The organism is Pantoea nemavictus (assembly GCF_037479095.1).
Taxonomy (GTDB): domain Bacteria; phylum Pseudomonadota; class Gammaproteobacteria; order Enterobacterales; family Enterobacteriaceae; genus Pantoea; species Pantoea nemavictus.
In genome coordinates this window covers 1,676,975-1,689,606 of record NZ_JBBGZW010000001.1, presented here as the reverse complement: position 1 = coordinate 1,689,606, position 12,632 = coordinate 1,676,975, and the positions used below count along the sequence as shown (strand labels likewise).

Below are 12,632 nucleotides of genomic sequence, written 5' to 3'. Positions count from 1 at the left end.
GAAAATTGAAACGACGCGTCGTTTTCATTCTCCGTAATAAGAATGAAATCACGATGCGTTCGAGTCTCTCAAATGCTTACAGTCCCGAGCGTTGCAAAACGCCTGTGGGTTGTGAGGTTAAGCGACTAAGCGTACACGGTGGATGCCCTGGCAGTCAGAGGCGATGAAGGACGTGCTAATCTGCGTAAAGCGTCGGTAAGGTGATATGAACCGCTACAGCCGACGATGTCCGAATGGGGAAACCCGGTGCACTCAGTGCATCATCGCAACATGAATACATAGTGTTGCGAGGCGAACCTGGGGAACTGAAACATCTAAGTACCCAGAGGAAAAGAAATCAACCGAGATTCCCCCAGTAGCGGCGAGCGAACGGGGAACAGCCCAGAACCTGAATCAGTTTGTGCGTTAGTGGAAGCGTCTGGAAAGTCGCACGATACCGGGTGATAGTCCCGTACACGAAAGTGCACAGATTGTGAGTTCGAAGAGTAGGGCGGGACACGTGGTATCCTGGCTGAATATGGGGGGACCATCCTCCAAGGCTAAATACTCCTGACTGACCGATAGTGAACCAGTACCGTGAGGGAAAGGCGAAAAGAACCCCGGCGAGGGGAGTGAAACAGAACCTGAAACCGTGTACGTACAAGCAGTGGGAGCCTCATTTATGGGGTGACTGCGTACCTTTTGTATAATGGGTCAGCGACTTATATTCTGTAGCAAGGTTAACCGTATAGGGGAGCCGCAGGGAAACCGAGTCTTAACTGGGCGTTAAGTTGCAGGGTATAGACCCGAAACCCGGTGATCTAGCCATGGGCAGGTTGAAGGTTGGGTAACACTAACTGGAGGACCGAACCGACTAATGTTGAAAAATTAGCGGATGACTTGTGGCTGGGGGTGAAAGGCCAATCAAACCGGGAGATAGCTGGTTCTCCCCGAAAGCTATTTAGGTAGCGCCTCGTGAACTCATCTCCGGGGGTAGAGCACTGTTTCGGCTAGGGGGCCATCCCGGCTTACCAACCCGATGCAAACTGCGAATACCGGAGAATGTTATCACGGGAGACACACGGCGGGTGCTAACGTCCGTCGTGAAGAGGGAAACAACCCAGACCGCCAGCTAAGGTCCCAAAGTCATGGTTAAGTGGGAAACGATGTGGGAAGGCACAGACAGCCAGGATGTTGGCTTAGAAGCAGCCATCATTTAAAGAAAGCGTAATAGCTCACTGGTCGAGTCGGCCTGCGCGGAAGATGTAACGGGGCTAAACCATGCACCGAAGCTGCGGCAGCGACGCGTATGCGTTGTTGGGTAGGGGAGCGTTCTGTAAGCCGTCGAAGGTGTGCTGTGAGGCATGCTGGAGGTATCAGAAGTGCGAATGCTGACATAAGTAACGATAAAGCGGGTGAAAAGCCCGCTCGCCGGAAGACCAAGGGTTCCTGTTCAACGTTAATCGGAGCAGGGTGAGTCGACCCCTAAGGCGAGGCTGAAAAGCGTAGTCGATGGGAAGCAGGTTAATATTCCTGCACTTGGTGTTACTGCGAAGGGGGGACGGAGAAGGCTAGGTTATCCGGGCGACGGTTGTCCCGGTTTAAGCGTGTAGGCTGACACCTTTGGTAAATCCGGGGTGTCTTAAGGCTGAGGCGTGACGACGAGCCACCACGGTGGTGAAGTAACTGATGCCCTGCTTCCAGGAAAAGCCTCTAAGCTCCAGGTAACACGAAATCGTACCCCAAACCGACACAGGTGGTCAGGTAGAGAATACCAAGGCGCTTGAGAGAACTCGGGTGAAGGAACTAGGCAAAATGGTGCCGTAACTTCGGGAGAAGGCACGCTGGCGCGTAGGTAGAGGGACTTGCTCCCCGAGCCGAAGCCAGTCGAAGATACCAGCTGGCTGCAACTGTTTATTAAAAACACAGCACTGTGCAAACACGAAAGTGGACGTATACGGTGTGACGCCTGCCCGGTGCCGGAAGGTTAATTGATGGGGTTATCCGCAAGGAGAAGCTCTTGATCGAAGCCCCGGTAAACGGCGGCCGTAACTATAACGGTCCTAAGGTAGCGAAATTCCTTGTCGGGTAAGTTCCGACCTGCACGAATGGCGTAATGATGGCCAGGCTGTCTCCACCCGAGACTCAGTGAAATTGAAATCGCTGTGAAGATGCAGTGTACCCGCGGCAAGACGGAAAGACCCCGTGAACCTTTACTATAGCTTGACACTGAACATTGAGCCTTGATGTGTAGGATAGGTGGGAGGCTTTGAAGCGTGGACGCCAGTCTGCGTGGAGCCAACCTTGAAATACCACCCTTTAATGTTTGATGTTCTAACGTAGGCCCGTGATCCGGGCTGCGGACAGTGTCTGGTGGGTAGTTTGACTGGGGCGGTCTCCTCCCAAAGAGTAACGGAGGAGCACGAAGGTTGGCTAATCCTGGTCGGACATCAGGAGGTTAGTGCAATGGCATAAGCCAGCTTGACTGCGAGAGTGACGGCTCGAGCAGGTGCGAAAGCAGGTCATAGTGATCCGGTGGTTCTGAATGGAAGGGCCATCGCTCAACGGATAAAAGGTACTCCGGGGATAACAGGCTGATACCGCCCAAGAGTTCATATCGACGGCGGTGTTTGGCACCTCGATGTCGGCTCATCACATCCTGGGGCTGAAGTAGGTCCCAAGGGTACGGCTGTTCGCCGTTTAAAGTGGTACGCGAGCTGGGTTTAGAACGTCGTGAGACAGTTCGGTCCCTATCTGCCGTGGGCGCTGGAGAATTGAGGGGGGTTGCTCCTAGTACGAGAGGACCGGAGTGAACGCACCACTGGTGTTCGGGTTGTCATGCCAATGGCACTGCCCGGTAGCTAAGTGCGGAAAAGATAAGTGCTGAAAGCATCTAAGCACGAAACTTGCCCCGAGATGAGTTCTCCCTGACTCCTTGAGAGTCCTGAAGGGACGTTGAAGACTACGACGTTGATAGGCCGGGTGTGTAAGCGCAGCGATGCGTTGAGCTAACCGGTACTAATGACCCGTGAGGCTTAACCTTACAACGCCAGAGGCGTTTTGGTCTGAGAGACCGGATTTTCAGCTTGTTCACGGACTGGTTTGCGGCGCCTTTGAGGGCTACGCGAACGAAACAGAATTTGCCTGGCGGCTTTAGCGCGGTGGTCCCACCTGACCCCATGCCGAACTCAGAAGTGAAACGCCGTAGCGCCGATGGTAGTGTGGGGTCTCCCCATGCGAGAGTAGGGAACTGCCAGGCATCAAATTTAGCGTGCTGATATGGCTCAGTTGGTAGAGCGCACCCTTGGTAAGGGTGAGGTCCCCAGTTCGACTCTGGGTATCAGCACCAGTTATAGGCATGAGTTCGGTTTAAAAGAATTTGCCTGGCGGCTTTAGCGCGGTGGTCCCACCTGACCCCATGCCGAACTCAGAAGTGAAACGCCGTAGCGCCGATGGTAGTGTGGGGTCTCCCCATGCGAGAGTAGGGAACTGCCAGGCATCAAACACAGAAGCCCTGAACGAAAGTTCAGGGCTTTTTTGTATGCGTAAACCCTTAAGCTGCCATCCAAAAGAAGCCCTTTGCGCGTTTCAAATTAGAGATATAAAAAAGCCTCTGCGGTAAAGCAGAGGCCATTTTCAACATAACTGACTGAATATTAGTGAATAACTTGCGAAAGGAAGGCTCGCGTACGTTCTGATCTCGGATTAGCGAAGAACTCCTGCGGCGGCGCCTCTTCGACTATTTCACCGCGGTCCATAAAGATCACGCGATCCGCCACGGTGCGCGCAAAACCCATTTCATGGGTTACGCACAGCATGGTCATGCCATCTTCTGCCAGGCCAATCATCGTATCGAGCACTTCCTTTACCATCTCTGGGTCGAGCGCTGATGTCGGCTCATCAAACAGCATAATTTTCGGCTTCATACAGAGTGAACGGGCGATCGCCACGCGCTGCTGCTGGCCACCAGAAAGTTGGCCAGGAAACTTATGCGCATGTTCAGCAATCCGCACTCGCTGCAAGTAATGCATAGCTAACTCTTCCGCTTCTTTCTTCGGCATTTTACGCACCCAAATCGGCGCCAGCGTACAGTTTTGCAGTACGGTAAGATGCGGGAAAAGATTGAAATGCTGGAATACCATGCCTACTTCAGTACGAACACGCTCAATATTGCGCACATCGTGATTAAGATGAATGCCATCAACCACGATGCGCCCTTGCTGATGCTCTTCCAGATGGTTGATGCAGCGAATAGTAGTGGATTTACCGGAACCCGATGGGCCGCACAGTACGATACGCTCGCGTGGTTTCACCTTTAAATTGATGTCTTTCAGTACGTGGAATTGGCCATACCATTTATTCACGTTTTCGAGTGTAATCATCATGGCATCAGCCGCATTAGTCATAGTTTGTGTCATGTTAAACCTCAGTGCGATGCACGCCCAGTGTGAAAACGCTTCTCCAGATACTGGCTATAGCGCGACATGCTAAAACAGAAAATCCAGTAAACCATGGCAGCAAAAACATAGCCTTCTGTCGACATACCCAACCATGTTGGGTCAACGGTGGCTTGCTGCACGCTACTGAAGAGATCGAATAAGCCGATGATGATCACCAGGCTGGTATCTTTAAACAGCGCAATAATGGTGTTCACCAGGCCGGGAATGGTGAGCTTGAGCGCCTGCGGTAAAATCACTAGCGCCTGTGTTTTCCAATATCCCAATGACAGCGACTCGGCTGCTTCGTATTGACCTTTCGGCAGTGCCTGCAAACCGCCGCGCACCACTTCCGCGACATAAGCCGACTGGAATAGGATTACGCCGACCAGCGCCCGTACCAACTTGTCGATGGTGGTACCTTCTGCCATAAACAGCGGCAGCATGACTGACGACATAAACAGCACGGTAATCAGCGGCACGCCGCGCCAGAACTCAATGAAGATGACCGATAGCGTACGCACCACCGGCATCTCTGAACGGCGTCCTAACGCCAGCAGAATGCCCAGCGGCAGTGCGCCGGCAATCCCCACTGAAGCGATAATCAGCGTTAACGTCAGACCGCCCCATTGGCGAGTTTCAACACGCTCTAAACCGAAGTATCCGCCGTACATCAGGAACCAAACTACGATCGGATATACCACAGCCCAGCAGGCGATATAACGGCCACGGCGTGGCATTGCTTTGATAAACATCGGGATAATGGAGAGTAAACCGATGATTAGCGAAAGATTGATGCGCCAGCGCAACTCATGCGGATAGAGCCCATACATAAACTGGCCAAAGCGCGCATGGATGAACACCCAACAAGCGCCTTCTTTAGTGCAGTCTGCGCGCGTGTCGCCAATCCAGTTGGCTTGAAAAACCAGCCAGTTCAATGCCGGTGGGATCACGTTCCAAATCAGCCAGATGCTGAACAACGTCAGGAGTGTGTTCAGCCAGCTGGAGAACAGATTTTTCCGTGCCCATAGCCAAGCCTTACTGAGTGGATTGGTTGGGATCGGCGGTGTTTCGTGTGTGGTAACAGACATAATGATCCCGTTCTCTTAACGCTCAACCAGCGCAATTTTGCGATTGTAGAGGTTCATCAGCAGTGAAATGATCAGACTGATAATCAGGTAGACCGCCATGGTGATCGCGATGGTTTCTATCGCCTGGCCGGTTTGATTCAGCACGGTGCCGGCAAACAGCGAGACCATGTCTGGATAACCGATAGCTGCCGCCAGGGAGGAGTTTTTCACGATATTGAGATACTGACTGGTGAGTGGCGGAATAATCACACGCATCGCCTGCGGAATAATCACCTGACGCATCGTCACTGGATTAGGTAAACCGAGCGAACGTGCAGCCTCACTTTGACCATGCGGTACTGATTGAATACCCGAGCGAATCACTTCAGCGATAAACGATGAGGTATAGACCGACAGCGCTAGCGTTAAGGCAGCGAGCTCAGGAATCATCACGAAACCACCGCGGAAGTTAAATCCACGCAGCTCCGGCACATCCCAGTGCATAGCAGCACCAAACAAGGTATGGGCAATCAGCGGCAGCAAAATTACCAGCCCTACCGCAGCGGGCCAGGTGCGGCGCAGCTGGCCAGTTTTTAGCTGATGCTTGCGGTTATAACGAAATAACGCCACGCAACCGAGCACCGCAATAGCCAGTGCAATCACAAAGGGCCAGGTACCCGGCGCATATTCCGGCCAAGGGATATATAAGCCACGATTACTGACAAACGCCAGATCAAAGGCGTTCAGCGCCTGACGCGGCCCGGGCAGGTTACGCAGCACCGCAAAGTACCAAAAGAAGATTTGCAGCAGCGGCGGGATATTACGGAAGGTCTCAATATAAATGGTTGAGAGCTTACGCAGCAGCCAGTTTTCTGACAAACGCGCCAGACCGATAGCAAAGCCAAGAATTGAGGCAAACACAATACAGAGCGCAGAAACCAGCAGGGTGTTGGTTAACCCCACCATAAACACGCGCGCGTAAGTATCGCCTTCGGTGTAATCGATCAGGTGCTGGACAATGCCGAAGCCGGCACTGCGATCCAGAAACCCGAATCCGGACGTGATGCCACGATTGGCCAGGTTGATTACGGTGTTATGGATTAAATATCCCACCACAGCAAGCACGGCAACAATCGCGACGATCTGGTAAAGCCAGGCGCGAACCGTAGGATTACCGAACGAAAAATCCCTCTTTACGGTTGGGCGTTGCGACATGTTAAAACCTCAGTGAAGATTACGCGTGGGCACCGCAGGATGCGGTGCCCGACTGGCAGGACGAAATTAACGCACTGGTGGAGCGTACTGGATGCCGCCCTGGTTCCAGAGCGCATTCTGGCCGCGTTTGATTTTCAGCGCGCTATCTTTACCGACGTTACGGTCGAACACTTCCTGATAGTTACCCACTTGTTTGATGATGTTGTAAGCCCACTTGTTATCGAGCTTCAGGTCTTTACCGAAGTCACCTTCCGCGCCCAGCAGATGTGCCATATCCGGTGTAGTTGGTTTCGCCACCATGTCATCGACATTTTTAGAGCTGATACCCATCTCTTCCGCATTCAGCATGGCGTACAGTGACCATTTGACGATGGTGAACCAATCATCATCACCGCGGCGTACTACCGGGCCCAGCGGCTCTTTGGAGATCACTTCCGGCAGCACGATGAACTCATCTGGTTTGCCAAGCTTAATGCGCAGCGCATACAGCTGTGATTGGTCGGAAGCGAGGGTGTCACAACGACCGCTGTCGAGTGCCTTGGCGGATTCGTCAGAACGGTCAAAGGTCACTGGCGTGTACTGCATTTTATGGGTCTTAAAGTAGTCAGCCACGTTCAGCTCGGTATCGGTACCGGCCTGAATACATACGGTGGCGCCATCCAGCTCTTTAGCGCTTTTTAAACCGGCTTTCTGGTGAGTCAGGAAGCCGATGCCGTCGTAATAGTTCACGCCAGCAAACAGGAAGCCCATGCCGCCATCGCGCGACGACGTCCAGGTGGTGTTGCGTGACAAGATGTCCACTTCGCCCGACTGCAACGCGGTGAAGCGCTCTTTAGCGGTGAGCGGGGTGTATTTCACTTTGGTTGCGTCGCCAAATACAGCAGCAGCGGCAGCGCGGCACACATCCACGTCGATACCCGTGAATTTGCCGTTGGAGTCAGCATAAGAGAAGCCTGGCAGGCCATCGCTGATGCCGCACTGTACAAAACCTTTCTTCTTAATGGCATCCAATGTGGTGCCGGCGTGCGCTTGTTGAGCAACAGCTAACAGCGAGGCTGCAGCGACCAGAGTGGAAAGCATCATCTTTTTCATAAAGCATCCTGTGTGGCGATATCGTGTGTTGTTATGTTTGCGCGCACTTTAATGTGCACTTTTTTATGTCTGTGGTGGTTAGCCATCCACAACTCTGCAAACCTGATGCCAGGTTTGCAGAATCCTGAATTCTCTGGAAAGATCTTTTAATAAACTGAAGCACTCAGAAGATTCTGGCTAATATGGCGCACCAAAAGGCAGCATGACGAGACGACACGATCACAAATAGTGCAAAAAGTTTCACTATATGGAAGCAGTGTGAGCTAACGCTCATGAGTGGATGTATGACTTTGCACGCTTACGGCTGAAGCGGTTGATGATCACAGAGATAGCGGCTTGAGGTCGGGTGGATGGATTAATATCTGAGTAACTGAAGAAAGAGAATAAGGTGCTAAGAAGGGCTAAATATCACTGATGCAATTGCAACTATCGTTACCATTATCGCGACAATTGTTTCATGCGTTGCTACCGCTACGGAACTAAAAGCATAAAAACAAAAACGCCAGCCGCAGGGCTGGCGTTATCGCAGCAACGAACGAATTAGTTCATGCCGTATTTTTTCAGCTTCTTACGCAGGGTACCGCGGTTGATACCCATCATCAGAGCTGCACGGGTCTGGTTGCCACGGGTGTACTGCATCACCATGTCCAACAGAGGCTGCTCGACTTCTGCCAATACCAGCTCATACAGGTCACTAACGTCCTGACCGTTCAGTTGAGCAAAATAGTTCTTCAGTGACTGTTTAACCGAATCACGCAGTGGCTTTTGAGTCACCTGATCCTGAGAGTTAACGGTAGAAACGGTGAGTACGTCAGAATTTACGCGTTGTTCGAACATAGTTCTTTCAGCTCTTTATTTCGTTTACGCAAGATTTTCGAAGTATGCCTCCAACGCCTCCAGCTGTTCGCTGGCATCCTCTATGGCGTTGAATGTGCGCCGAAACTGGTCATCAGGAGCACTTTCCTGCAAATACCAGGAAACGTGTTTTCGGGCAATACGGTATCCTTTGCGCTGACCGTAAAAGTCGTGCAGCTCCCGTATATGTCCAATCAGCATTTGCTTCACTTCAGCCAGCGGCTTCGGTGCCAGCAGCTCCCCTGTGTCCAGATAATGCTGGATTTCCCGGAAGATCCACGGTCTTCCCTGAGCGGCACGGCCAACCATAAGAGCATCGGCTCCGGTATAGTCGAGCACCGCTCTGGCTTTATGCGGGTCAGTAATGTCGCCATTCGCGATAATCGGAATGGAAACACTCTGCTTAACTGTCCGAATGCTATCGTATTCAGCAAACCCCTCAAACAAACAGGCGCGCGTGCGGCCATGAATGGTGAGAGCCTGAATGCCACAGCGTTCAGCCAATTGGGCAATCTCTACACAATTACGATTTTCTTTGTCCCAGCCGGTGCGAATCTTCAGCGTAACCGGTACATCAACTGCGTTAACGACCGCGGTGAGAATCGACTCCACCAGTTGCGGATGTTGCAGCAGCGCAGAACCTGCCATCTTACGATTCACTTTTTTGGCCGGGCAGCCCATGTTGATATCGATAACCTGCGCGCCAGACGCCACATTAATGCGAGCGGCAGCAGCCATCTCATCAGGATCGCAACCGGCAATTTGCACGGCACGAATACCAGGCTCGTCACTATGCACCATACGCAAACGGGATTTGTCACTGGCCCAAACTTCCGGGTTAGATGACAGCATCTCGGAGACAGTCATACCGGCGCCGTTCTCATAACACAGGGTGCGAAATGGCTTATCGGATACTCCGGCCATAGGCGCAGCAATGAGTCGATTACGTAGCTGATGATGTCCAATGCGCATGAAAAAGAAGTGACCCTAACTGTTCGCAAGGCGGCGTATATTACGCATTTTTTAAAGAAGATGAAAGGCCAAACTTTGAACAACTCGCCGTTAAACAACACGGGAAATGGCTCAAAGGTGTGGGTGATGGATAATATTCTTTATAATTCAGTTAATTAAAAAAATATGATGAAATTGTGTACAAAAATTTTTCTCAAAACATGAGCTAAATCACAACATAAAAACCGCCACATCTGGTAATTAGCCAGAGAAATGACGGCAATATGATTATTAAATGTACTAATTGAGCTTAAACTAAAAGTCCTGATTAACTTTATCAAGCAATAATCGCGAACGAAAATTATGCCTTTCGGTTATTACCTGAAAGCGCCGAACCGGCCAACCACCGCTGGCCGGTCGGTGAGTTAGCGAAGCACGCCCGTGATACGGCACCACTCTTCTTTCTCAACTACCGGATCTAAGTCGAAACGATCTACGTAGGCTTCACACACACCTTCCGCCTGGCTCGCTAACACGCCCGATAGCCCAAGATGGCCACCGGCTTTAGGCAGCACGCTAATCAGTGGCGCCAGTTCGCGCAGCGGGCCTGCAAGAATGTTGGCGACCACCACATCTGCCTGCAGGTTTTCCGGCTGCTGGTGCGGCAGATACAGCGCTAAGCGCTCGGACACGCCATTACGTTCGGCGTTATCACGGCTAGCCTGAATCGCCTGGGGATCGATATCAATACCGATGGCTTGTGCGGCACCCAGTTTCAGTGCGGCGATGGCGAGAATGCCGGATCCACAGCCAAAGTCGATCACCGTTTTACCCTGCAGATCCAGCCCGTCGAGCCAGGTTAAGCACAGCGATGTGGTGGGATGGGTGCCCGTACCGAACGCGAGGCCTGGATCCAGCATCACATTGACGGCATCTGGATCAGGCACGTCGCGCCAGCTTGGGCAGATCCATAGACGCTCGCCGAAACGCATCGGATGGAAGTTATCCATCCATTCGCGCTCCCAATCTTTATCCTCGATCTGTTCGATCTTATGGCGAAAAGCCGATCCCAGCAGAGGATGCTGGCTGAGCTCTGCTACCACGTCGCGCATCTCGGTTTCGGCGTCAAACAGGCCGATCACATCGGTATCGCCCCATAAAAGCGTTTCACCGGGCAGCGGCTCATAAACCGGATTGTCGTGGGTATCCTGGAAAGTCACCGACACGGCACCCACATCCATCAGCGCATCGCTTAGGGTCTCGGCATTGGCGCCGGTGCTATTAATTTTGATTTGAATCCAAGGCATCGCGTTTCTCTTTATTCCAGTATCGCAGCCTGCGTTGCAGGCGTGCGACCAAACAGATTGCCTACCAGGAAGGCCAGCAGGCTTAAGGTCAATGACGGAACGATCGGGTGGAATCCCCACCATTCAATATTCAGGCTGGCCAGCAGCGTATAGCATCCGGCGCCGACCAGCATGCCGCTGATTGCGCCGGTAGAATTGGCACGTTCCCAGTATAAACCCAGCACCAGCGGCCACAGGAATACGGCTTCCAGACCACCAAAGGCCAGCAGGTTTAACCAGATAATCATGTCGGGTGGATTCCACGCGGCTAGCAGCAGCAACACGCCGAGCACGAAGGTGATGGTGCCCGACAGCATGCGCAAGCGCGCCTCATTTTCACTGTGCTGCGGCGCGATACGCAGATAGAGATCTTTGATCAGCGTAGCGGAGGATTGCAGCAGCTGCGCGTTAATGGTCGACATAATGGCCGCCATGGGTGCCGCAAGAAATACGCCCGCCGCCATCGGCGGTAATACCGTGATCATCAACGTGGGAATCACACGATCGGGAATGGTCAGATCCGGCAGGATGACCCGTCCCAGCGCGCCGGCCAGATGCATGCCGAACATCAGAATCACCACGACGATAGTGCCGAGCACGATACCGCGATGCATGGCTTTGCTGTCTTTATACGAAATACAGCGCACGGCGGTATGCGGCAGGCCAATCACGCCAAAACACACCAGCACCGCAAAGGAGCTCAGGAAGGTGGGGTTGATGACATTACCAACACCTTCCGGTGACGTCAGCTGCGGATCGATAGTGTGCAATTTGCTCACCGCAGACGCCAATCCGCCGGCATGGTGGATCACCGCGAACAGCAGTAAGAAAGTGCCGATCAGCATCACCAGGCCTTGCATGGCGTCGTTCAACACGCTGGCGCGGAAGCCGCCGAAAGCGGTGTAGAGCGCGATGGTGCCGCCGAAAATCAGCAGGCCGGTATCGTAAGGAATGCCCGCCGCCGTCTCAAGCAGGCGCGCGCCGCCGATGAACTGCACGGTCATAGCACCGATAAAGGCAACTAACAGACTAATGCTGGAGAGCCAGATCAGCAGCGTGCTGCCATAGCGTCCATACAACATATCGTTAAGCGTGACGGCATTGTAGCGGCGCGCCAGAATCGCGAATTTCTTCCCTAACACGCCAAGGGAGAGCCAGACGGCCGGTACCTGAATCATCGCCAGCAGCACCCATCCAAGGCCATATTTATAGGCCGCACCAGGGCCGCCAATAAACGAGCTGGCGCTGATATAGGTAGTGGTGATGGTCATGGCCAGCACAAAGCCGCCCATCGAACGGCTCCCAAGGAAGTATTCACTGAGGAAGTTGCCCTGACGCTGTTTGCGCATGGCAAACACCGACAACGCGGCAATCAGCACCAGGTAGGCTAATAGCGGAAGAATGATTTCAGAGTCCATCGTTATCCTCCAGCGACATGTCGCGGAATAGCACGCGCACCATCAGCCAGCACAACACAATAAACAGCAGCGGCGCGAACACACAAGAAAGCTCAAACCAGCGTGGTAAGCCAAACAAGCCGATCTCATTGCCGCCCAGCCAGGCAGAAAGCCCCCATACGGCGAGGTAGGCCAGCGTCAGATAAAATGACCAACGCGCCTCTTTGTTTGCTTGCAAAAAACGCCAATCCATTATGTAACCTCAAAGGCAACAAAAATGAAAAAGGCCGG

At 52.8% G+C, this 12,632-nt stretch carries 9 protein-coding genes, 1 tRNA gene and 3 rRNA genes; 4 read left to right on the top strand and 9 right to left on the bottom strand.

What is annotated here, in order from left to right:
• The first annotated feature begins 115 nt into the window (after window positions 1-115).
• The 4 genes from WH298_RS07615 (at window position 116) to rrf (WH298_RS07600) (ending at window position 3,477) form a co-directional block, all read left to right on the top strand.
• A 23S ribosomal RNA gene (locus WH298_RS07615) occupies window positions 116-3,022 on the top strand.
• A 100-nt stretch (window positions 3,023-3,122) separates the two neighbouring features.
• Window positions 3,123-3,238: ribosomal RNA gene (gene rrf, locus WH298_RS07610) — 5S ribosomal RNA — on the top strand.
• A gap of 14 nt (window positions 3,239-3,252) precedes the next feature.
• Window positions 3,253-3,328: transfer RNA gene (locus WH298_RS07605), tRNA-Thr, on the top strand.
• A gap of 33 nt (window positions 3,329-3,361) precedes the next feature.
• Window positions 3,362-3,477, top strand: a 5S ribosomal RNA gene (rrf, locus tag WH298_RS07600).
• Between the two features lie 158 nt (window positions 3,478-3,635).
• Here the strand turns inward: rrf (WH298_RS07600) and WH298_RS07595 are convergent.
• The 9 genes from WH298_RS07595 to WH298_RS07555 form a co-directional block, all read right to left on the bottom strand.
• A complete protein-coding gene (locus WH298_RS07595; RefSeq protein WP_007891947.1) occupies window positions 3,636-4,397 on the bottom strand; it encodes an amino acid ABC transporter ATP-binding protein in 762 nt (253 codons plus the stop codon).
• Between the two features lie 8 nt (window positions 4,398-4,405).
• Window positions 4,406-5,506: an amino acid ABC transporter permease gene (locus tag WH298_RS07590; protein WP_180822591.1), complete on the bottom strand. Its 1,101-nt coding sequence runs from the start codon at window positions 5,504-5,506 to the stop codon at window positions 4,406-4,408.
• 15 nt (window positions 5,507-5,521) lie between these two features.
• Complete coding sequence (locus tag WH298_RS07585) at window positions 5,522-6,700, bottom strand: amino acid ABC transporter permease (protein WP_180822590.1); 1,179 nt, start codon at window positions 6,698-6,700, stop codon at window positions 5,522-5,524.
• A 66-nt stretch (window positions 6,701-6,766) separates the two neighbouring features.
• Window positions 6,767-7,792: an amino acid ABC transporter substrate-binding protein gene (locus tag WH298_RS07580; RefSeq protein WP_007891952.1), complete on the bottom strand. Its 1,026-nt coding sequence runs from the start codon at window positions 7,790-7,792 to the stop codon at window positions 6,767-6,769.
• Between the two features lie 540 nt (window positions 7,793-8,332).
• Entirely contained in the window at window positions 8,333-8,629 is a 297-nt protein-coding gene (gene fis, locus WH298_RS07575; protein WP_007891954.1) for a DNA-binding transcriptional regulator Fis, read from the bottom strand.
• Between the two features lie 24 nt (window positions 8,630-8,653).
• Window positions 8,654-9,619: a tRNA dihydrouridine synthase DusB gene (dusB, locus tag WH298_RS07570; protein ID WP_007891958.1), complete on the bottom strand. Its 966-nt coding sequence runs from the start codon at window positions 9,617-9,619 to the stop codon at window positions 8,654-8,656.
• Between the two features lie 404 nt (window positions 9,620-10,023).
• Window positions 10,024-10,905 (bottom strand): 50S ribosomal protein L11 methyltransferase, encoded by an 882-nt coding sequence (prmA, locus tag WH298_RS07565; RefSeq protein ID WP_180822589.1) that lies wholly within the window; start codon window positions 10,903-10,905, stop codon window positions 10,024-10,026.
• Window positions 10,906-10,916: 11 nt separating this feature from the next.
• A complete protein-coding gene (gene panF / locus WH298_RS07560) occupies window positions 10,917-12,362 on the bottom strand; it encodes a sodium/pantothenate symporter (protein ID WP_180822588.1) in 1,446 nt (481 codons plus the stop codon).
• Entirely contained in the window at window positions 12,352-12,594 is a 243-nt protein-coding gene (locus tag WH298_RS07555) for a YhdT family protein (protein WP_007891964.1), read from the bottom strand. Before WH298_RS07555 ends, panF begins: the two co-directional genes overlap by 11 nt.
• Window positions 12,595-12,632: the final 38 nt, after the last annotated feature.

What these genes read in the sequence shown, in the direction of transcription:
- WH298_RS07595 (WP_007891947.1), bottom strand. Translation starts at nt 4,397, where the DNA reads ATGACACAAACTATGACTAATGCGGCTGATGCCATGATGATTACACTC.
- WH298_RS07590 (WP_180822591.1), bottom strand. Translation starts at nt 5,506, where the DNA reads ATGTCTGTTACCACACACGAAACACCGCCGATCCCAACCAATCCACTC.
- WH298_RS07585 (WP_180822590.1), bottom strand. Translation starts at nt 6,700, where the DNA reads ATGTCGCAACGCCCAACCGTAAAGAGGGATTTTTCGTTCGGTAATCCT.
- WH298_RS07580 (WP_007891952.1), bottom strand. Translation starts at nt 7,792, where the DNA reads ATGAAAAAGATGATGCTTTCCACTCTGGTCGCTGCAGCCTCGCTGTTA.
- fis (WP_007891954.1), bottom strand. Translation starts at nt 8,629, where the DNA reads ATGTTCGAACAACGCGTAAATTCTGACGTACTCACCGTTTCTACCGTT.
- dusB (WP_007891958.1), bottom strand. Translation starts at nt 9,619, where the DNA reads ATGCGCATTGGACATCATCAGCTACGTAATCGACTCATTGCTGCGCCT.
- prmA (WP_180822589.1), bottom strand. Translation starts at nt 10,905, where the DNA reads ATGCCTTGGATTCAAATCAAAATTAATAGCACCGGCGCCAATGCCGAG.
- panF (WP_180822588.1), bottom strand. Translation starts at nt 12,362, where the DNA reads ATGGACTCTGAAATCATTCTTCCGCTATTAGCCTACCTGGTGCTGATT.
- WH298_RS07555 (WP_007891964.1), bottom strand. Translation starts at nt 12,594, where the DNA reads ATGGATTGGCGTTTTTTGCAAGCAAACAAAGAGGCGCGTTGGTCATTT.